At 37.6% G+C, this 21,331-nt stretch carries 21 protein-coding genes; 15 read left to right on the top strand and 6 right to left on the bottom strand.

Features of this window, described 5'->3' with window-relative positions:
- Positions 1 to 229: 229 nt before the first annotated feature.
- Entirely contained in the window at positions 230 to 2,449 is a 2,220-nt protein-coding gene (locus tag DHW03_RS17105) for an NADP-dependent isocitrate dehydrogenase (RefSeq protein ID WP_109927059.1), read from the bottom strand.
- A 439-nt stretch (positions 2,450 to 2,888) separates the two neighbouring features.
- Here DHW03_RS17105 and DHW03_RS17100 point away from each other — a divergent pair, with 439 nt between their 5' ends.
- Both DHW03_RS17100 and DHW03_RS17095 read left to right on the top strand, forming a co-directional pair.
- Positions 2,889 to 4,214, top strand: a complete 1,326-nt coding sequence (locus DHW03_RS17100) for a PQQ-dependent sugar dehydrogenase (protein WP_109927058.1) — start codon at positions 2,889 to 2,891, stop codon at positions 4,212 to 4,214.
- 94 nt (positions 4,215 to 4,308) lie between these two features.
- Complete coding sequence (locus DHW03_RS17095) at positions 4,309 to 6,360, top strand: TonB-dependent receptor (RefSeq protein WP_109927057.1); 2,052 nt, start codon at positions 4,309 to 4,311, stop codon at positions 6,358 to 6,360.
- Between the two features lie 210 nt (positions 6,361 to 6,570).
- Here the strand turns inward: DHW03_RS17095 and DHW03_RS17090 are convergent, their stop codons facing one another.
- From DHW03_RS17090 to DHW03_RS17075, 4 genes are all read right to left on the bottom strand, one after another.
- Positions 6,571 to 6,915, bottom strand: coding sequence for a single-stranded DNA-binding protein (locus DHW03_RS17090; protein ID WP_109927056.1), 345 nt, complete (start codon positions 6,913 to 6,915; stop codon positions 6,571 to 6,573).
- A 686-nt stretch (positions 6,916 to 7,601) separates the two neighbouring features.
- The gene (locus DHW03_RS17085; protein ID WP_109927055.1) at positions 7,602 to 8,393 is read right to left on the bottom strand and encodes a GLPGLI family protein; all 792 of its coding nucleotides are present in this window, start codon (positions 8,391 to 8,393) and stop codon (positions 7,602 to 7,604) included.
- Positions 8,394 to 8,568: 175 nt separating this feature from the next.
- Positions 8,569 to 9,225 carry a tetratricopeptide repeat protein gene (locus tag DHW03_RS17080; RefSeq protein WP_133248545.1) on the bottom strand — a complete coding sequence of 219 codons (657 nt, stop codon included), beginning with the start codon at positions 9,223 to 9,225 and terminating at the stop codon, positions 8,569 to 8,571.
- A 78-nt stretch (positions 9,226 to 9,303) separates the two neighbouring features.
- Positions 9,304 to 9,750 (bottom strand): hypothetical protein, encoded by a 447-nt coding sequence (locus tag DHW03_RS17075; RefSeq protein ID WP_133248544.1) that lies wholly within the window; start codon positions 9,748 to 9,750, stop codon positions 9,304 to 9,306.
- A gap of 357 nt (positions 9,751 to 10,107) precedes the next feature.
- Here DHW03_RS17075 and DHW03_RS17070 point away from each other — a divergent pair, with 357 nt between their 5' ends.
- The 10 genes from DHW03_RS17070 (at position 10,108) to DHW03_RS17025 (ending at position 18,289) form a co-directional block, all read left to right on the top strand.
- Positions 10,108 to 10,461, top strand: coding sequence for a hypothetical protein (locus DHW03_RS17070; RefSeq protein ID WP_109927052.1), 354 nt, complete (start codon positions 10,108 to 10,110; stop codon positions 10,459 to 10,461).
- Positions 10,462 to 10,540: 79 nt separating this feature from the next.
- Positions 10,541 to 11,542, top strand: coding sequence for a hypothetical protein (locus DHW03_RS17065; RefSeq protein ID WP_205941022.1), 1,002 nt, complete (start codon positions 10,541 to 10,543; stop codon positions 11,540 to 11,542).
- Between the two features lie 132 nt (positions 11,543 to 11,674).
- A complete protein-coding gene (locus tag DHW03_RS17060; RefSeq protein ID WP_109927051.1) occupies positions 11,675 to 13,192 on the top strand; it encodes an ADP-ribosylglycohydrolase family protein in 1,518 nt (505 codons plus the stop codon).
- Between the two features lie 61 nt (positions 13,193 to 13,253).
- Positions 13,254 to 13,676: a DUF1801 domain-containing protein gene (locus DHW03_RS17055; RefSeq protein WP_109927050.1), complete on the top strand. Its 423-nt coding sequence runs from the start codon at positions 13,254 to 13,256 to the stop codon at positions 13,674 to 13,676.
- 180 nt (positions 13,677 to 13,856) lie between these two features.
- Positions 13,857 to 14,300 (top strand): SRPBCC family protein, encoded by a 444-nt coding sequence (locus DHW03_RS17050; RefSeq protein WP_109927049.1) that lies wholly within the window; start codon positions 13,857 to 13,859, stop codon positions 14,298 to 14,300.
- A gap of 147 nt (positions 14,301 to 14,447) precedes the next feature.
- A complete protein-coding gene (locus DHW03_RS17045) occupies positions 14,448 to 15,014 on the top strand; it encodes a DUF4256 domain-containing protein (RefSeq protein ID WP_109927048.1) in 567 nt (188 codons plus the stop codon).
- A gap of 791 nt (positions 15,015 to 15,805) precedes the next feature.
- Positions 15,806 to 16,489 (top strand): CPBP family intramembrane glutamic endopeptidase, encoded by a 684-nt coding sequence (locus DHW03_RS17040; RefSeq protein WP_109927047.1) that lies wholly within the window; start codon positions 15,806 to 15,808, stop codon positions 16,487 to 16,489.
- A gap of 67 nt (positions 16,490 to 16,556) precedes the next feature.
- Positions 16,557 to 17,459: a bifunctional helix-turn-helix domain-containing protein/methylated-DNA--[protein]-cysteine S-methyltransferase gene (locus DHW03_RS17035; protein WP_109927046.1), complete on the top strand. Its 903-nt coding sequence runs from the start codon at positions 16,557 to 16,559 to the stop codon at positions 17,457 to 17,459.
- A complete protein-coding gene (locus DHW03_RS17030) occupies positions 17,460 to 17,711 on the top strand; it encodes an Ada metal-binding domain-containing protein (RefSeq protein WP_109927045.1) in 252 nt (83 codons plus the stop codon).
- Positions 17,684 to 18,289, top strand: coding sequence for an alpha-ketoglutarate-dependent dioxygenase AlkB family protein (locus DHW03_RS17025; RefSeq protein WP_109927044.1), 606 nt, complete (start codon positions 17,684 to 17,686; stop codon positions 18,287 to 18,289). The genes DHW03_RS17030 and DHW03_RS17025 overlap by 28 nt, the downstream gene beginning before the upstream one ends.
- Positions 18,290 to 19,035: 746 nt before the next feature.
- On the opposite strand, the gene DHW03_RS17020 is transcribed toward DHW03_RS17025, so the two are convergent.
- Positions 19,036 to 19,821: a hypothetical protein gene (locus DHW03_RS17020; protein ID WP_109927043.1), complete on the bottom strand. Its 786-nt coding sequence runs from the start codon at positions 19,819 to 19,821 to the stop codon at positions 19,036 to 19,038.
- Positions 19,822 to 19,938: 117 nt separating this feature from the next.
- Here DHW03_RS17020 and DHW03_RS17015 point away from each other — a divergent pair, with 117 nt between their 5' ends.
- The 3 genes from DHW03_RS17015 (at position 19,939) to DHW03_RS17005 (ending at position 21,074) form a co-directional block, all read left to right on the top strand.
- Positions 19,939 to 20,313, top strand: a complete 375-nt coding sequence (locus DHW03_RS17015) for a DHCW motif cupin fold protein (protein ID WP_109927042.1) — start codon at positions 19,939 to 19,941, stop codon at positions 20,311 to 20,313.
- A gap of 61 nt (positions 20,314 to 20,374) precedes the next feature.
- Entirely contained in the window at positions 20,375 to 20,587 is a 213-nt protein-coding gene (locus DHW03_RS17010) for an alkylphosphonate utilization protein (protein ID WP_025144571.1), read from the top strand.
- 88 nt (positions 20,588 to 20,675) lie between these two features.
- On the top strand, positions 20,676 to 21,074 hold the full coding sequence (locus tag DHW03_RS17005) for an META domain-containing protein (protein WP_109927041.1): 399 nt from the start codon (positions 20,676 to 20,678) through the stop codon (positions 21,072 to 21,074).
- The last annotated feature ends 257 nt before the right edge of the window (positions 21,075 to 21,331 follow it).

Below are 21,331 nucleotides of genomic sequence, written 5' to 3'. Positions count from 1 at the left end.
GGAAAGAATTATTTGGGCGTGCCCCAAGCTGCGCAAGGGTCGGGCTATCCGCTAAATCTTTTTTTTAAAGCCCTAAGGCTGCTGTTGAATTTGCGTTTTCTTCTCGAAGCTTTAAAAAAAAGGATACCGCTCCTATCCCTCACGCAAAATAGGCAAATACAAGGCTGGCTTATATAAAAAAAACGCCTTGATGCGATTCAAGGCGTTTTCAATTATAGGAAAAATTGGCTTACAAAGAAGCCAAAGTGCTGTTCAATATTTCACTTGGACGCATGGCCTTGCTTGCCAAATCATCGTTAGGGTTGTAGTAACCACCAATGTTTTGAGGTTTCCCTTGCGAAGCAATTAACTCTTCATTAATTTTCGTTTCATTCTCAATTAGGGCTTTTGCTAAAGGCGCAAATCTGGCCTTCAAATCAGCATCTTTAGATTGAGCAGCCAATGCTTCTGCCCAATACAAAGCCAAATAAAAGTGAGAACCACGATTATCTATCGTGCCTAATTTTCTACCTGGCGATTTATCCGTAGCCAAAAATTTAGCGTTAGCCTCATCCAAAGCATCAGCAAGTACTTGCGCCTTTGCATTGTTCTGTGTTTGAGCCAAATGCTCTAAAGAAGCTTGTAGGGCTAAGAACTCACCTAACGAATCCCAACGCAAATAACCTTCTTCAATAAATTGTTCGATGTGTTTTGGAGCAGAACCACCCGCACCAGTTTCAAATAAACCACCACCATTCATCAACGGAACAATAGATAACATTTTTGCAGAAGTTCCTAATTCTAATATAGGGAATAAATCGGTTAAATAATCACGCAATACGTTACCTGTTACCGAGATGGTATCCTCACCTTTACGAATTCTTTCTAAAGTAAATTTAGTCGCCTCAATTGGAGATAAAATTCTAATGTCTAAACCTGCCGTGTCGTAATCTTTTAAGTAAGTGTTTACTTTGGCAATAATCTCTCTATCGTGCGCTCTATTTTCATCCAACCAAAAAATAGCTGGTGTTTCTGATAAACGTGCTCTGTTAACAGCGAGTTTAACCCAATCTTGGATGGGTGCATCTTTAGTTTGGCACATGCGGAAAATATCTCCCTTTTCTACCTTTTGATCAAAGAAAACATTACCAGCAGCATCAGTAACACGGATAATTCCATTACCCGAAGCTTGGAAAGTTTTATCGTGCGAACCATATTCTTCTGCTTTTTGGGCCATTAATCCTACATTCGGAACTGAGCCCATTGTGGTTACATCAAAAGCCCCATGTGCTTTACAATCATCAATAGTGGCGGTGTAAACTCCTGCATAACAACGATCTGGTATTAAAGCAATGGTATCTTGTGGCTTACCATCTTTGTTCCACATTTGGCCCGAAGTACGAATCATAGCTGGCATAGAAGCATCTACAATTACATCAGATGGAACGTGAAGATTGGTAATGCCTTTATCAGAATTTACCATGGCTAACGCCGGACCATTTTCAATCGCCGCAGCTAAAGCAGCTTCAACTTCTGCTTGTTTAGGGTTGCCTGCTATTTTCGCATATACATCCCCTAACCCATTACTTGTATCTACGTTTAGTTCCTTAAACACATCTGCATATTTAGCAAACACATCAGCAAAGTAAACTTCCACAATCGCACCAAAGATTAGTGGATCAGAAACTTTCATCATCGTGGCTTTTAAGTGCGCCGATAACAAAACGCCTTCTGCCTTTGCCACTGCAATTTCTTTTGCAACGAACGTTTTCAAAGCGGATAAGCTCAAAGCCGAACTGTCAATCACTTCGCCAGCTTTTAAAGGTGCTAAACCTTTTAATTCTTTTACTGTTCCATCTGTACCTACAAATTCTATTTTAAATTGTGAGGCTTCTGCAACGGTTACCGATTTCTCTGATCCATAAAAATCACCTTCAGTCATACTGGCCACCTTGGTTTTCGAATCTGCAGACCATTTTCCCATCGAATGAGGATTGGTTTTGGCGTAATTTTTTACGGCCTTTGGCGCTCTACGATCTGAATTACCTTCACGCAAAACCGGGTTTACCGCCGAGCCTAAAACCTTTGCATATTTGGACTTTATTGCTTTTTCTTCTTCCGTTTGTGCATTATCAGGATAATTTGGAATGTTGTATCCTTGCGATTGCAATTCGGTAATCGCACCAACCAATTGAGGGATGGATGCCGAGATATTCGGTAATTTTATGATGTTCGCTTCTGGAGTGTTTGCCAAAGTGCCAAGCTCAGCCAATGCATCACCAATTTTTTGATCGTCTTTTAAATACTCCGGAAAGTTTGCCAGAATTCTTCCTGCTAAAGAAATATCTCTGGTTTCTACATCAATACCTGCTGATGCGGTAAAAGCTTGTACAATAGGTAAAAGTGAGTAGGTTGCCAACATTGGCGCCTCATCGGTTTTGGTGTAGATAATTTTTGATGTATTTGACATGTGTATTTTGATTTTGCTTATTAAGGTTAATGATTAATCGAGTTTGCGTTAAAAAAAACGATTATTTTTAAAATCGCCTAAAGATAAAATAATCAGATGAATTTAGGAACACGGCAATGTTATTTAAAGTTTCAAAAGAATAAAGGGGGAGACGAAAAGCGGGAAGACTAAAGAACGAAGCTGAAAGACTAAAGATCAAAGCTGAAAGACTAAAGCTAAAAGACTAAAGCTGAAAGATCAAAGCTGAAAGACTAAAGGGGAAAGATCAAAGCTCAAAGACTAAAGGGGAAAGACTAAAGGGAAAGACTGAAGCTGAAAGACTAAAGGGAAAAGACCGAAGCTGGAAGCGTAAGCACTAAACAGATTAGTTACAAACATATTTCCATGGTGCGGTGTTTATCTTTTTTGTGAACTTATCCCACCCATCAATTTATAAAAAATGAAAAACAAGATTTTATATACAGCCCTATGTTCGGCAGTAACCTTTTTTGGTTGTCAATCCAAATCAGGATCGCAAGAAAACGAAACGAAAACCACCACAGAAGTTGAAACCAAGGTAGAAGATATCAAACTTCCTGCTCCAGATACAACGGCATCAAAAAGTAAATTTAGTAAAGTTGTGGGTTGGCCTGCTGGCAAAATGCCCATTGCACCAGAAGGTTTTGTGGTGACCAAATTTGCTTCAGATATAAAAAGTCCACGCAATATGATTATTACGCCAAATGGCGATGTGCTTGTGGTGCTCACCAACTCAGAAAGAAGTACAGCAGAAGCCGTTGCAAATGCCGTTACCGGAAAATCTAAATCGGAAGTGCCGGGTAAAAGTGCAAATACCATTCTGCTTTACAGAGATGCCGACAAAGATGGCAAACCTGAATTGGTTACCACTTTTTTAACGAATTTAAATCAACCTTATGGCATGGCGATTATTGGCAATCATTTTTATGTAGCCAACACTAACGGCATTTTACAGTTTCCATATAAAGCTGGCGATACTAAGGTTAATGGACCTAGCAAAACCATATTGAGCTTACCTGCTGGCGGTTACAACAACCATTGGACACGTAATTTAATAACCAATGCCGATAAAAGTAAAATTTATGTCAGTGTTGGATCGGGCAGTAATGTTGGTGAAAATGGCATGGAAAATGAGAAAAGAAGGGCCAACATTTTAGAAATTAATCCGGATGGATCTGGAGAGAAAATATACGCCAGTGGCTTGCGTAATCCTGTGGGGCTAGATTGGGCACCAGGAACCAACATGTTATGGACGGCAGTAAATGAACGCGATGGTTTAGGTGATGATTTGGTACCCGATTACATTACAAGTGTAAAACCAGGTGCATTTTATGGCTGGCCTTATTCGTATTACGGCCAAAATGAAGACCCAAGATTAAAAGGCCAAAATCCAGAATTGGTTAAAAAAGCAATCGCTCCCGATGTTCCAGTTGGTGCACATACGGCATCATTAGGTTTAGCATTCTATAAGGGAGACAAATTCCCAGCAAAATATCAAGGCGGTGCGTTTATTGGTCAGCATGGTTCTTGGAACCGCTCAGCCATATCCGGTTATAAAGTTGCATTTGTGCCCTTTAAAAATGGAAAGCCTGCTGGTAAAATGGAAGATTTTTTAACAGGCTTTATTTCTGATGCCCAAAAAGCAGAGGTTTATGGGCGCCCAGTAGGTGTAACGTTAACGCCTGATGGTGCACTTTTGGTTGCAGACGATGTAAGTGGGGTAATTTGGAGGGTAGCCGCAAAATAATTCGACATCCTAAACGCTTTAAGAACCGCAGATTATTGTAATTTTAACACAAAAATCTGCGGTTTCTTTTTAAAAAATTCTTAAACCTAAAAAATTGAAGTCAACCCTTACCTTCCTATTTGCCTTATTTTCACTTTGCAGTTTTGCCCAAAACGTAAAAACCGATTCGGTTAAAAATTTAAACGATGTTGTGGTTAAGGGTTATTACAATAGCCAACCCCTATTAAGATCTGTATCTGCGGTAAGTTTAATAGATAGCAATGCAATAAAAAATCAGCAAAGCAACTCACTTGTAAGCACTTTCAACGCTGTACCGGGTGTACGCATGGAAGAGCGATCGCCAGGAAGCTATCGTTTATCGCTTCGTGGAAGCTTGCTAAGATCGCCATTTGGCATTCGGAACATCAAAATTTACATTGATGATTTTCCGCTAACTGATGCAGGCGGCAATACTTATCTCAATGCGCTTGATGTTTCATCTGTAGGCTCCTTGGAAATTTATAAGGGTCCGGAAGCCAGTATTTTTGGCGCCAATACAGGCGGTGCAATTTTAATTAATCCACCGAGTGTAAACCAAAACCGAATTGATGCTTCGGTAATCGCAGGCTCGTATGGCTTATTTCATCAAACAGCCAACGTCCAGCATCAATTCAAAAATTACAGCTTCAGCTTTTCAGAAGGTTATCAAAAGAGCAATGGTTACCGACAAAATAGTGCTATGGATAGAAAATATTTTCAAACCATGCATCAATGGAATTACAGTCCTGTGGGGAGCTTGAAAGCGTTTGCCTTTTACAGCGATTTAAGTTATCAAACACCGGGTGGATTAACGGCAATACAACTGGAGCAAGATCCAAAGCTCGCCCGTCCGGCCACACCCACCCTCCCGAGCGCAATTACACAACAAGCGGCCATTTACAATAAAACCATCTTCGGAGGCATTTCCAATACCTATCAAATTAGTCGAAATTTTAAGCACGTAATTGCTTTATTTACAAGCTATACCGATTTTAAAAATCCCTTTATAACCAATTACGAAAATCGCTATGAGCGTACATTGGGTTTTAGAACATTCCTGCAATTTGATCAAATTAAGAACGATCTTAAATTTAGTGCGCAAGCTGGCCTAGAAAGTTCTGGAACCAAAAGTCAAATCAAAAATTTCAACAATAATGCGGGCTCGCCCGCGGGCTTGCAGGCTTATGATGATTTAAAGGCCAATCAGGACTTTGCCTTTGTTCGCTTAAACTTCGACATCGATAACAAAGTTTTAATTGAACTTTCCTCTAGCGTAAACTTTTTCAACTACCAATACGAAAGCTTCTTCCCTACTGCAATTGCCGAAAAAGAGCGGAAGTTTAGCACGCAGTTTATGCCAAAGTTGGCAGCTTCATACTTGGTTAATTCTGCATTCTCTCTGCGACTATCTGCCAGCAAAGGCTATTCTCCTCCAACCATTGCAGAAGTGAGATCATCAGACAACAACATCAATAACAACTTGCAGGCAGAATTGGGCTGGAATTATGAGGCTGGATTGAGATACAAAACTGAAAATAACCGTTTTTATGCCAATGCAAGTGTTTTTCAATACCGACTTGAAAATGCCATTGTTAGAAGATTAAATGCAAACGACACGGAGTTTTTTATAAATGCGGGTGGTACAAAACAAAGGGGTATAGAATTGGAAACAGCCTTTTGGATTATACAGAATAGCCCTTCAATTTTAAGTGGCTTACAGCTAAAGAGCAATTATACCTATAGCCATTTTAGGTTTGATGATTTTGTGAGTGGCAATTCAAATTTTAGTGGCAACAAGCTTACAGGTGTTCCAGATCATATTATCGTGAACAGTTTGGAATTTCAATTCCAAAAAGGCTTCTACTTATTTGCACAACACAATCATACTTCTGCCATTCCACTTAACGATGCCAATACCGTTACCGCAAAAAAATACGATTTAGTTGAACTTAAGGCTGGTATAAAAAGTTTGAAGTTATGGAGAACGCAACTTGATTTATTTGTTGGCGTAAACAACTTACTTAACGAACGGTACAGCTTGGGCAACGATTTAAATGCCGCAAATGGACGATATTTTAATCCTGCAACTGGCCTAAATTTTTATACGGGTTTGGCTGTAAAGCTTTAATTCATTCAGAATATTAGTTAAACTTATAGCACCCTGAAGTTAAATTCGGTTTTAATCGTTTCTCAGCAATCTACGTTTAATCAACGAGGCGACATCAGCGCTACCCTCAAACTTCCTAAAATTCCAGTTCGTAAAACTTATGTAAGCCACAGCCAATATCATAGTATGTGGCTTACATAAGGATAAGCAACCCAGTTGATGACGAATGGTTTAATTCACCGTTTCGCGTTCTTTAATCTCAAGCTCGTTTACCACAACTTCTGCAGAAAAACGTTTTGTGCCGTCTTTAGCTTCGTAACTGCCTGTTAAGAGCTTTCCCTCTACGGTAAGTTGTGTTCCTTTTTTAATTTGTGCTTCTGCCAAATCGGCTTTGGCATTCCAAAAAGTTAAACTAATCCATTGTGTTCTATCTATTTCTTCGCCCGATGCCGTTTTATAATAATCGTGTACGGCTAAGCTTACTTTAACCAATTTTTGATTTCCTGCTACCGTTTTAACTTCAGCATCTGCACCTGCAAAACCGCTTAATACTACTTTGTTCATTGCACTTTTCATAATTCTAAAATTTAAGTTTCTAAATATTTAACGAACGGATAGTCACCACGACTACCGACAGGACAAAGGTGCAATAGGTTTAAAATATTAGTCGGTTGATAAATGTTTATAGTCGGTTATAAACGTTTACACACGGATAAGGTTAATATATGAGTATGAAAAGGGTGGTATTGTAAGATTCAGAAATTTGTAGGGAACCGCATTAATCTAATGGCACTAGTTTTCCAAAAACTTGTATCAAAAAAGAAAGTCTATTTTACTTACAAATAAAGGTTTTAGTGATACAATAATGGGGATGTTTCTCCTCAAAATGCCTGCTCGCTAATTAAATGCATTTTAAGAGCCAGAAAATGGTTTTTGGAGTTATTGTTATTTAATCAAATTTGTGTTTAATGTAGAATCCCGGACGCTATATGCGTTAAAAAAGACAATTATTTGCGCTGGTTTTTGAACAATGTCGATTATCGTTTTTTGTAGGTATTCCGGAGTCGGCTATGGGTTTTGCTGCGCAAAAGGGCACGATGATGGAGTTCGGGATGGTCGGCTCAAGCTTTGTTGATCAAAGCCAAATAGAAATCTGCTAAAAATGAAAAGCCCTTATCGTGCGAGACACTTTTGAACGAAACAGGTTGGAAACTCTTACTGACACACAACTTACTTAAACTATTAATATTTGGTCGGGTATCTTAATTTATCTTAATCGTTGTCCCATTAAATGGATGATCCTTTAAAAATTTTAATCGGTCCTTAGCGAATTCTCCTTCAAATTTGTTCATCTCTTCGCTATTGACTAAAATTGAATTTTTAGGTTTTTCCACATTTTTAAAAATGTCTGAACCTGTCCTTAAGTTTGTTAGCTCTACAGTCCTACCAGATGTAGTTTCTATGGCTTTAATAATCAATCCATCTAAGCCTAAAATTCCATATAAATTATGTGGAACTTTGTAACTATCGCAATACCAAATGTCCCATTTAGCGCCATTAGATGATGTACCCTCAACTTTTTTACATTCATAGCCAAATATATTTTGCTTAGTATTTGTATCTTTCCATTTGTAACTAGGTATAGGTACTTCAAAATAAAACTTTTGAAACATGTAGCGGAAATACAAATACTTATTTCTTTGATAATCATATATAATCTGTCTATCTGTACCATATTCATTAATAGTATTAGATAAAAATTTTTTCACATCCATCATTTCCCCACTAGGGCTAGGGTTTGACTTTGCAAAGCCAATTGTATATTTATTTGCATAAGCCGTATCTGTCATAAACCTATCTAGATCTTTTTCAACACTATAATTGTTTGAAATCAATAACAACGAGTTTATGATGTTGGGTTTGATTTTATCGGGTAAAATTGTTAGCGTAGTTTTATAGTGAATCTCATATAAAATGCTATCTGATTGCGCGAAGGAGATACTAACGACAAAAGTTAGTATTATTTGAAATAATAGAGTTGTATATATTTTCATTCAAAATAAGTTGCAATTAAAAATATCCTGTGATTAACTAGTTATGGCATTATAACTCTCACATGTTGACTCCCTGGAGTATCGTCTGGACAAGCTTGTTGAGTTGGACATTAGCTGACAACAAGATCAGGGATAGTAACAAAAAGCTCCGCATTAGTATTGCAAACATAATTGACTACAATGTGCTATAATTACTGAACATCTGCAAGGCGGCTTTTTTATCGAGGGGATTGTTCATCAGCAATTTTTTAAAATTAGAAATCTGATTCACATCCTTGATATTTTGATAATGGATCAAAATTTTATCAAGATAAGCTAAAGCACTATTTTTATTTTTAGCAAATGCTATGATAAAAGCAACGTTAATGTCGTTACCTAAAGCACTATATTTTGCTCTCTTGGCCTTTTCACCAGCAATCATTAAAGCTTTATTAAATGCGACAGACGCTTTTGATCTGTCCAACAAATAATCCCTATAAATTATCCCCTTTTTTAGATAATTGCTGTGATCAGAAGGATTAGATTTTATCGCTTGATCAATATTTTTTATTGCTTCCTGATATTTTTTTAGGTAGATTAATGAAGTTAATTTATTAAGGTAAGCAGAGGTATATCCGGGCTCAAGGTAGGTGGCGGAATCTAAAATTTTAATGACTTTAATGCTAAGCTCTCGTGTATTGAGTCCCTCTTTGGAACCATTTGTTATTAACAGGAAAAATGCCTTTTCATTAAGTGAAAATGCTTTCGAAGTATGTTTTTTTGTGGCTTTCTGTCGGCATTTACCAAATAGGGGCATAAAAAACAGAAGAATGATTGTAAAATATTTCATCATATGAATGGGAAGATTTTTTATAATTTAATTTAAGGAACTTCTTTAGGTTATAGTTATAGGATAGGCAGCAGGTCCTTATCACCTAAAAGGAAGTGCGTCATCGATTTCTTGCACAATGGCTACAATCTCCTTTCCATCCGCACCCCTGTGTATCTCGAAATCATACTGTAGGTTTGCATTGATACATATGATTGAAGCCTCTGTCTTATTCTTTAAACAAACAAATTTAGTAACCATAAAATATAATTTTCCAGATTCAGCCAATTTGCGAATGTCGCTCAAATCATTCTTCTCAAATTTTACAGGTGATTTAAGCCATTGAAGGGAAATATTTTGATTCACTATTTCAGTACTAATCAAGGTTATCTGCTTGTATTGGCGCTCATTGGCGCTTAAAATATTTAAACACTTTTGTATAACATGCTGCCTGTCGCAATCGATTTCAGACTGTTCTGACAGGCATGAACACAGGCAAATTATGTATAAGATGATGAATACACCTACTTTATTGTAATTTAAACTCATAGTTCCTAACGTCCTTTGCATCCTCCGCATCTGCCCTAATACCAATGCCCTAGAGATAGATCATACACATTTAATCCTTCCGATGATTATAAACCGCAAATTATCAAAAACGATCGAGTTTTTATCGAATTTAAAGTTTCCCTTTAACTTATTGTCTCAATACGCGAATTTCTCAACCCTTAACTTTCTATTTTTTGTCTGCATTAGTTAGGCCCTATTCCACAAGCTCAAGAACCCGTTCAATATGCCCAACAAAAGGCCTCACCTACCGCTTTGCTTTTAATTTCCCAAGCATTTTGAAATGGCAACAATTATTTTTAGTTTTGATATCATCCCATAATTTAACCCCAAATAATTATGGAAACCATCTGTTTAGATTGCGGAAACGCGATAAAGGGAAGATCTGATAAAAAATTTTGTAACGACGCTTGCCGAAATCATTATAACAATCGCCTAAAAAGCGAGGACAACTTTCTACTTAAAAGTATTAACCAAATTCTAAAACAGAATCGGTCTATTCTGTTGAAACTCAATCCCGAAGGCAAGGTCAAAATGGCCAAATCGAGGTTATTGAAAGCTGGTTTTAACTTCTCCTACCACACCCACCATCACCAAACTCATAATGGAAACACTTATGTTTTTTGCTACGAACAAGGCTATTTGCCATTGAATGATAATGAGTTGCTTCTGGTTAGAAAAGAAGAAAAATAAGTTGCAGAAACATAAAAAAAGTTAGCTACAAAGGCAACATCTATTATCCGAAACAATTTTTGTATTTAAATAAACCATTATGAAACAATCGAAGTTCTCTATCTTCACGCTCCTTTCAGTTAGCTTAATTTTCACAAGCTGCTCAAAAAACGATAGCAGCAGCAACACAACATCAGGCACTTATACCGGAACTGGTTCAATTACACAAGGCGTTGGCACGGTTACAACCAGCAATCTATTTCAAGCGGGCAACCGGGTGGCTGGTTTGGGCACCATTACCTCATCAGATGGCAAAACCTGGTCACTTCCTGCCGATGTTAATTTCACCAACTCTAGCTTTCCCTTTGCATCTGATTTGTACAATTCGTACGTTTCAGGGCATTCTTATGCTACTGCCGCCAATGCAACGGCTGCACTTTCAGGTTCTGATGTAGTTACCGTTGATGCGACAGGTAGTGTTTATACCGCCTACATTTTTGCCGATAATTATTTTGAAATGTACGTTAACGGAATACCAGTTGGTAAAGATCCTGTTCCATACACCGATTTTAATTCGAGCATTGTACGTTTTAAAGCCAATAAACCATTTACAGTAGCCGTTAAATGTGTGGATTGGGAAGAGCATTTAGGCATAGGTACAGAAGCACAGGGAGCTTCAGCGCATCATATTGGCGATGGTGGATTTGTTGCCGTTATCAAAGACGCGAATGGTGCGATAGTAGGGATAACAAACAACACTTGGAAAGCCCAAACCTATTATACAGCGCCTATTTCAGATTTATCATGTGTAACAGAAAGTGGCAACACCCGATTATCAAGCAGTTGCAGTACATCAGACGGATCATCTACCAGCTACGGCATTCATTGGGCAGTACCTGCCAATTGGTATGCAAGCAACTATGACGACTCTGGCTGGCCTTCGGCAACTACATTTACCAACAATACTGTGGGTGTTGATGGCAAATCATCGTACACCAATTTTGCAGATGTTTTCGATAACAGTAGCAACGATGCCAGCTTTATTTGGTCAACCAACTTATTACTCGATAATTTGGTACTTCTTCGCAAAACCATTCAATAAGGTTTGTGCCACAGCGAGGGATTTGATATTTGAAAATAGCGTACCTCTTCTACATATAAATTCTATTTATAGCAAGGAGAGATACATAATTATATCCAAATTAATTAACACAAAACCAACAAAAAAAAACAAATGAAACTCATACACATCTTAATTAGCATCATTTCATTCTCTATATCATTAAAGGTTAATGCACAAGAATTTTACTCGTTGAAGCATACAGAACTTCAAAACAAAATAAAAGGAGGTTGGGCAGGGCAAATGATCGGTGTATCTTTCGGAAATTTGTTTGAATTTAGATATCAAGGTTCTTTAATTAATGATTATCAAAACTTACCTTGGGAAGATGGCTATCTCGTACCATCGCTCAATCAAGACGATCTCTATCTGGATATTTCCTTCATTGAAACCATCGAAAAAGAAGGAATTAACGCTCCAATTTCTTCCTTTTCAAATGCAATGGCTCATGCAGGCTATTATCTTTGGCATGCCAACCAAGCAGCCAGATATAATATTTTAAATGGAATCTCAGCCCCTCAATCTGGTTATTGGGTTAATAATCCACATGCAGACTGTATAGATTATCAAATAGAATCCGATTTTGCCGGACTAATTTCGCCAGGAATGCCCAACATAGCTTCAGAAATATCAGACAAAGTTGGTCATATCATGAACTATGGAGATGGGTGGTATGGTGGAGTTTATTTTGGAGCAATGTATTCTTTAGCTTTCGTTTCAAAAGATGTAGAATATGTTGTTAATGAGGCCTTAAAATCTATTCCCGAAAACACAACTTACCATCAATGTATTTCGGATGTTATTAAGTGGCATCGTAAATACCCGAACGATTGGAAGCAAACTTGGTTCGAAATTCAAAAAAAGTGGACCGATGATATTGGTTGTCCGGGAGGAGTTTATACGCCATTTAACATCGATGCTAAAGTAAACTCTGCTTATGTGGTTTTAGGATTACTTTACGGAAATGGAAACTTTGAAAGAACTATGGAAATTACGACGAGGTGCGGACAGGATGCAGATTGCAATCCTTCTTCTGCTTGTGGTATTTTAGGTGCAGTGTTAGGATATGATGCTATGCCATCCAAGTATAAAAAAGGATTCCCGGCAGTTGAAAGTGAAAATTTCAAATACACCCATACTTCACTAAATAAAGTATATCAATTAAGTTATAACATTGCGCTTGAAAACATCAAAAATTATGGCGGCATTATCACAAATAACTCAATAAAAATACCTAAAAAACAAATAAAAACAGTTCGTTGGGAGCAAAGTTTTGAAGGGATTAAACCTTTTGAAAAAAGGGGCATTGGACATAAACTTGAAGATGAATACACCTTTGATTTTACTGGCAACGCGTTTGTAATAAATGGAGAACATTTACTGAAAGCAGGAAACCACACAGATTCAGAAAAACTTGCTGACATTGCCATAATAGAATTGTACATTGATGGAAAATTTACTGAAACGATTAAGCTTCCAGTAAATTACATCGTTCGCAAGCACGAAATCGCTTGGAAATATCAGCTTGAGAATAAACAACATCAAATAAAATTGAAACTTTTGAATCCTAGTCAAACATCTTATGTGCAATTAAATGATGTTATCTTTTATGAAAAAACAAAAAATGAGTGATACTATCCTTAAGCTTACCGTTTTACCAAGTTTTTGTTAGTATACTATAAAAGAATCCAAAATGAACACCCAAGAACAAATTACAAATTACATTAATAGCCAACCCGAGGCAAAGCGTATTGACATGGAAACATTACACCAAAATATACTGGCGCTAATGCCCAATACACAATTGTGGTTTCTGGATGGGAGAAACAGCGAAAACAAAATCGTATCTAACCCCAACATTGGTTATGGATCTCGCACCATCCAGTATGCCGATGGAACAAGCAAACCCTTTTATCAAATTGGTTTAAGCGCAAATACAACCGGTATATCGGTGTACATAATGGGTATTGATGACAAAACCTATCTACCGAAAACTTTCGGAGAAACAATAGGTAAAGCAACCGTAACAGGTTATTGCATCAAATTCAAAAATCTAAGCGATATAAACCTAGCGGTGCTCGAAAAGGCCATACGCGCTGGTTTAGCAACATCATAAATGCAGCAAACACTGAATAAACAACGTGTTCCGAAGATGGGAATTGTCTCAATCTACCCACAAAATCGTCTGTTTTACACCTTAACAGTATGATTCTAAGCGCTTAATTTTATATCATCACATAAGCAATAGCCTACTGGCCTAAGATTTAAATAATTCAAAATAACATTAAGCAAAAAGATGTCGAAACCAAGCTTTAGCACAACCTTTCTGGTTAATCATCCGGCAAAAGAAGTATTTAATGCCATTAATAATGTACGTGGATGGTGGCAAGGAGAAATAGAAGGATCTACCAATCAACTACATGATGAGTTCAGCTATCGTTCGGGCGAGTTTCATTTTTCCATACAAAAAATAGAAGAACTGATACCCGACCAAAAAGTTGTATGGCGAGTAACCGAAAGCAAGATTAATTTTGTTGCAAATAAAACCGAATGGGTTGACACAAAAATTAGCTTCGAAATTAAACAAATTGATAACCAAACACAGCTTCGCTTTACGCATGTTGGCTTGGTACCAGACCTGGAATGCTACGGAAGCTGCTCAAACGCTTGGAGCAAATTGATAAACGAAAGTTTATTTAGTTTGATCACCAAAGGCCTAGGCACGCAAGTATTTGGCTAAAGGAAAATATCTATGTAAATTTCCACTATCTATTTGGTGTCATTATGATTTAACTTACCTGTACTTCGGTTCTAATCACCAAGGCTAGGTGCAGCAGAATCACTTAATCTTAATTAAAATCCATCATTAGAATAGCTGAACCAACAAATGAAAACCATTAAAAAAGAATTAACTACAGCGCAAAATCAAGAAATTATCCAAACTTTAAAAAAGCGTTTTGAGGCAAACAGTAATCGCCATAAGGGAATGGATTGGCAAGCCATACAAGCCAAACTCGAAGCTCAAAAAGACAAACTTTGGTCGATTAATGAAATGGAATTAACAGGCGGTGAGCCCGATGTGATTGGGTTTAACGAGCAAACTAACGAGTATATTTTTTGCGATTGCTCAGCAGAAAGCCCTAAGGGCAGAAGAAGCCTATGCTACGATGATGAAGCCCTTCAAGCCAGAAAGGAATTTAAGCCCGCAAATAGTGCCATTGAAATGGCAAAGGAAATGGGAATTAAAGTTTTAAACGAAACAGAATACCGCGCCCTACAAGAACTGGGTAATTTTGACCTCAAAACATCAAGCTGGATTGAAACACCTGCAACCATTAGAAAGCTGAAAGGCGCAGTCTTTTGCGATCGCCGTTATGATACTGTATTCGTATATCACAATGGTGCAGAATCTTACTACGCAGCAAGAGGATTTAGGGGATTACTAATCGTTTAATCAGTCCATTACCGTAAATGCCTTGGTTCGTGTCTTCACGAAACGAAAACAGTATAGACTAGAAAATAATCTTACAGATGCGAGACATTCCTTCTAAATAAACCGCAATTTATTCTTGGAAATGTACGGACAGTAGTTCTTTGCCGATTGCAGTCCTGTTTTCCGCTAAATCCCCAATAGAAAAAATCGGGGGATACCGCTCCAACCAGGTTTAAAATGAACGCCCAGTGATCATCTTTCCATCGCCTAGATGCGTGTCTGCACGAAACGAAAACAGTATACACTAGAAAAATAATCTTACAGATGCGAGACATTCCTTCCAAATAAACAGCAATTTATTCTTGGAAATGTACGGACAGTGGTTCTTTGCCGATTGCAGTCCTGTTTTCCGCTAAATCCCCGATAGAAAAAATCGGGGGATACCGCTCCAACCAGGTTTAAAATGAACGCCCAGTAATCATCTTTCGCCTCGGTTCGTGTCTCCACGAAACGAAAACAGTATAGACTAGAAAATAATCTTGCAGATGCGAGATATTCATTACCAAATAAAGCATTAATTAATTCTTGGAAATGTACGGACAGTAGATCTTTGCCGATTGCAGTCCTGTTTTTCCGCTAAATCCCCGATAGAAAAAATCGGGGGATACCGCTCCAACCAGGTTTAAAATGAACGCCCAGTAATCATCTTTCCATCGCCCAGGTGCGTGTTTCACTGATTGGGCAAACACAAGTCATCATCATTTTTAACATCTTTAATCAATATTGGGTTGAATTTTCTATCTTAATCGCAAATGCACGATACCGTAAAATCAAACAAAAGAATCATAATTGGAGTCATTTTTATTCTGGCTTTGTTATTTGTCCAACAAATTACGTTTTCCCCTTTTTTAAAAAGCATTGGAGCTACTGCAAATGGGATTACCGTATTTACGTCCAGATTGTTGATGTGGTTTTCGTTGCTCCTACTCTGGTTCTACACCATTAAAATAGAAAAGCAAAAGTTCATCATTTGGGAGGAAAAAAACTATAATATCCCATTTTACATTGTTTCCGTAATCTTGATGTTTATAGCCATCATCATTGGTATCGTATTTATTCATAAAATCGTAGCACTATTGGGCTTAAAAAGCAATAGTGCATCCTTGGTTCGAATTATCGCGATTTTTAAAACGCATTACTGGCTCATGGTTGTTACGGCCATAACCGCAGGCATTGTAGAAGAATTGATTTTTAGGGCATACATGCAACCCAGACTCGAGCACCTATTCAAGAGCCCAGTTAGCGCCATTGTAGTCTCCTCCGTTCTTTTTGGCTTGCTACATTTTCAATACGGAACCCTAATCAATGTGTTAGGACCCATCTTTATAGGCGCCATTTTCGCCATTCACTACTATAAATTTCGAAACATTAAAGTATTAATCTTAAGCCATTTCCTATGGGATTTCATATTACTTACGCTTTCCCTAAAAAAGTAAAAATGAGCAAGTATCGGGTATTCCGCAATTGTTTGTAGCCCTATTTTTGTATCTAAACCATAAGATTATGAAAGCTCAGGATGAAATTAACTTTAACAGAATTGCAGAAGCCATCCATTACATACAAAGTAATTTTAAATCACAACCAAGTTTAGAGCAAATTGCCGAAAAAGTAAACTTAAGTCCCTACCATTTCCAAAGATTATTTAGCAAATGGGCAGGCACAAGTCCGAAAAGATTTTTGCAGTACATCAGCATCAGTTATGCCAAAAAGCTATTAAAAGAAAATCAAGCCTCATTGTTTGAAACTGCATTGGAAACAGGCCTTTCTGGAACCAGCCGACTGCATGATTTGTTTATCAATATCGAGGGCATGACCCCAGGAGAATATAAAAATGGTGGCGAAAATTTAAACATCAATTACAGCTCTGCTGAAAGTCCGTTTGGAAACATTTTAATTGCATCCACGCCAAAGGGCATTTGCCACATCTCTTTTACTGATGAAGAATCCCTAGGTTTAGAAAATCTAAAAGCCCAATTCCCACAGGCAAACTATACGCCAAAGCTCGATTTAGCCCAACAAAATGCCCTTTTCATTTTTAGTCACGATTGGACCAAACTCAACCAAATTAAGCTTCATTTAAAAGGAACCGATTTCCAGCTTAAAATTTGGGAAACTTTGTTAAAAATCCCAATAGGTAAGCTTTCCACCTACGGTGCAATCGCCAAACAAGTACAAAACGCTAAAGCATCGAGAGCGGTGGGTACGGCAATCGGCAGTAATCCAGTTGCGTTTTTAATTCCTTGCCATCGTGTTATTCAATCAAATGGAGCATTGGGTGGCTACCATTGGGGCACTGCACGTAAATCGGCTATAATCGGTTGGGAAGCTTCAAAAATTGAATTGAATTATAGCATTTGCGTTAATCAAAAACAATCTGCAAACAAGAACCCCTCAACGGCAATTTAATTGATTCGGCATACCAACATATCGAAAACAGCGCTTAGAAAGCAAATAAAAAATCATGAAATTTGCTTCGGTGGAAATGCCCGACTAAAAATTTATGGCAAACTGAGTTGCAAATCGGGTAAAAAAATGAAAAAGCAAAATCGGGTATTCTTCCATTCAGAGGAAGGTGCTAGGAACCAAGGCTTTCGCCCCTGCGGACATTGTTTAAAAAAGAAATACAAAGAATGGATTTATTTAACCAACAGCCAATAATCGACCATAATTTACTGCCCTACGGTGGAACAGTAAATTATTTTGGGAAACTAATCTCGAAAAAAGAGGCAGATGATTACTTTTCGATTTTAATGGAAACCATTGATTGGCGAAATGATGAAGCTTTTATTATGGGTAAACACATCATCACCAAAAGAAAAGTGGCTTGGTACGGCAACGAAGAATATGCCTATACCTACTCAAAAGCGACCAAACACGCTCTATTATGGACCCCAGAATTATTGGCGTTAAAACATCTGGTTGAAGAAAAAACGGCAACCACTTTTAACTCCTGTCTGCTCAATCTTTATCATAATGGCGATGAAGGCATGGCCTACCACAGTGACGATGAAAAATCGCTCGGAAAAAATACGTCAATCGCATCATTAAGTTTTGGTGCAGAGCGGAGGTTTTTATTTAAGCATAAACAAACTAAAGAAACGGTAACCACCTTTTTAGAGCATGGGAGTTTATTGGTTATGAAAGATGAAACGCAAACCAATTGGCTACATCGTTTACCGCAAACCAAAAAAATTAATACAGCAAGAATTAACTTAACCTTTAGAACAATGGTTTAAAACCACAAAATTCCATAACTCAAAATCAATTGCATAGCAGCAACGTTAAATCTTAAACCCAAATGCAATGTAAAGCGGGACAGCCGATCTCGATGAAACACAGAACTTCAATTCCAGAAATTAAAAGGCGTATTAATTAGATGATGGCTCAAATTCTATAACCCAAAACCTATTTTTTTGGAAACCAACGTTCAGTAATACTTCCAATCATGCAGTCCCTCTGTACGCTAAAGCCGAGCTGAAAAAGCTCGGGCTACCGCTCCCATAGGGTTTAGGCACAACGGAACTGCTTAGCAGCAACCTTAAATCTTAAACCCGATTGTAATGTAAAGCGCCCGATCCTTCATCGGGCCTTGTAATGTAAAGCGGGACAGCAGTTCCCGATGAAACACAGAACGTTCATTTCCAGAAATTAAAACGCGTATTAATTAGATGATGGCTCAAATTCTATAAACTACAACCTATTTTTTTTGGAAACCAATGTTTAGTAATCCTACCAATCAGGCAGTCCCTCTGTACGCTAAAGCCGAGCTGAAAAAGCTCGGGCTACCGCTCCCATAGGGTTTAGGCACAACGGAACTGCTTAGCAGCAACCTCAAATATTGAACCCGATTGTAATGTAAAGCGGGACAGCCGTTTCCGAGGAAACACAGAACGTTCATTTCCAAAGATTTAAACGCATCATCTTTTGCTCATTGTTGGATTGAAAAACAACTTTTAAAATGAATTATCCTAAAATTTAGTCATTAATGCTTAAACTCTTTAATATCAACAATCCTATCTTCATCAGGATTTTTAAGCAAGAAAAGCGTACCGCGGTCGTTCCTTATCCAACTGTAACCTTGTTGAATGTTACTCACTAAAGTTTCTGGCTGGTTGAGTAAGCTTGCATCAACCGGAAGGTTTAACGTTTCGCCGGTTTTATAATTTACCTGGTATAACGAATTTTCGGTTAGGAAAACCAAGGTTGTACGATCTGAAGAATACATAAAAAATTTGCCTTGAATACGCTCATTAGGCTCCTGTCTTTTAATCGGATAGACGGTGCCGTTCACAGAAGTAATCAGGAAATCGTTGTTTACAATAAAGCTTGTGCGACTTATTTCTTCCAATCCCTTTGTTATTTTACTATCGTTCTTTCCCTTTGATGCCCTATCCAAATCGATAACCTGTAAATTTCCATTTTTTAAATAAACGATGTAAAATGGCGAAACCAAACCCGAGCCATCAGCAACTTGAACAAGCAAGGCTGTTTTTTGTGAGTTTAAGTACCTGGCTTCCGAAAATTTACTGGCTACAGGTTTTGGGTCTTTTTTAATGGAAATGATTGTATCCTTATATTGAATGGCAAATAGATCTACATCACTAGACTCATGTTGTACAATAGTGAGGATGTTATCCTTAGCATCAGGAAATTCGTTGAAGCTTTCATTGGTGGTTAATGCTCTGGGCGAATAGGTTTTCTCGTTTTTTCTAGGTTTGCAGGCCAGCAACGAAACAGATAAAAAGAGGGCTAAGAATGTAATTTTCATAGATTTTAGTAACGGCTAAATTTCCCGCCAAAATAATCATCTTTATACAAAGGTTTAAAAAAAATTACTTTTACAACGTAAAGATTTAGTTAAAACGGTTAAATACAATAAAACAGCATGTACACCATTCCATTTACCCACATCAATTGGGACGCCGTAGAAAAAACCCACCACCCTGGAGAAACGGGCGAGTCTTACTGGCAAACTTTAAATTTCGACGGATTGCGCATCAGAATTGTGGAGTGCTCTGCCGGTTACCTTGCCGACCATTGGTGCCAAAAAGGACACATTGTACATTGCCTGGAAGGCAGTTTCACAAGTGAATTGGAAAACGGTGAACAGGTTAGCCTATCAAAAGGCATGACCTATGTGGTATCAGATCAGTTAAGTTCTCATCGTTCAATCTCAGCGGAAAAGGTGAAACTGCTGATTATTGATGGAGATTTCCTGAAACCAGAACTAAAGCAACAAAAATCGGCAGACGAACATTAATAAACAAAATAGGAATATCTCGTTTTAAAATGATATTTTCGCCAAAAAAATCAAACAAATTATGGAAACTAAAGATAGTAACGGCAACATTTTAAACGAAGGCGATTCTGTAACCGTGATTAAAACCTTGAAGGTTAAGGGCATGGCAAGCGATATTAAACAAGGCACAGCCGTGAAAAACATTCGTTTGACTGACGATCCAAAAGCCATTGAAGGCAAAGTAAACGGAACAGTACTCGTACTTAAAACTGAATTTTTGAAAAAGAAAAATTAGCATTTAAAAGTTGTAGGTTTAATTTGTAAGTGAGATGGGGCAACTGTGGTTTAATTTTTGATAATTGTATTCAAAAATTAATAAAACCATGAAAAACTTATTCTTTTTAGGATTAATCGTATGCTTTTTAAGTTCTTGCATCGAAAAAATTGACACCAAAGCGTTAACCAATACCCAATGGGAATTATCGGAATTGCCAGGCACTACCCTGCCAACTACCGCTAAAGCAACGCTAAACATTGCCGATAGCCTAAAAATTGGAGGCAAATCTTTCTGCAACTCTTACGGAGGTCAGGGAGAAATTAAAGACAATAAACTGGCGCTTAAGAATATTTTTAGTACAAAAATGTTTTGTGAAGGTACAGATGCAGCAGAACATGCGTACTTACAAGCGCTAAACCAAGTTGACAATGCTAAAATTATGGATGGTAAATTGCACTTATTTGCCGCAGATAAAACACTTCTCGTATTTACGAAAGTAAATTAATCAAGTTTACACGATAAAGCAAGCCCGAATAAACCGTTTTATCCATAAATTCGGTTTAACCTAAGGTAGAAAGACCAGAATTCACATCTATCAAAATGCCGAAATAAATTCAGTATGATAGATGAGTTTTAAAAGATCGTTAAAATACCTCCTAACCGGGAATTCATCTCAGTATGTTAGTGGTTTTAAAAGATATCTTTGTTACTCCAAATCACGTTATTATTCGTATTTTCGGGCTTTTTAGTTGATTAGAAAGG

The organism is Pedobacter yonginensis (assembly GCF_003173595.1).
GTDB classification, from domain to species: Bacteria; Bacteroidota; Bacteroidia; order Sphingobacteriales; family Sphingobacteriaceae; genus Pedobacter; species Pedobacter yonginense.
This window is presented reverse-complemented; position numbering and strand designations above follow the sequence as displayed.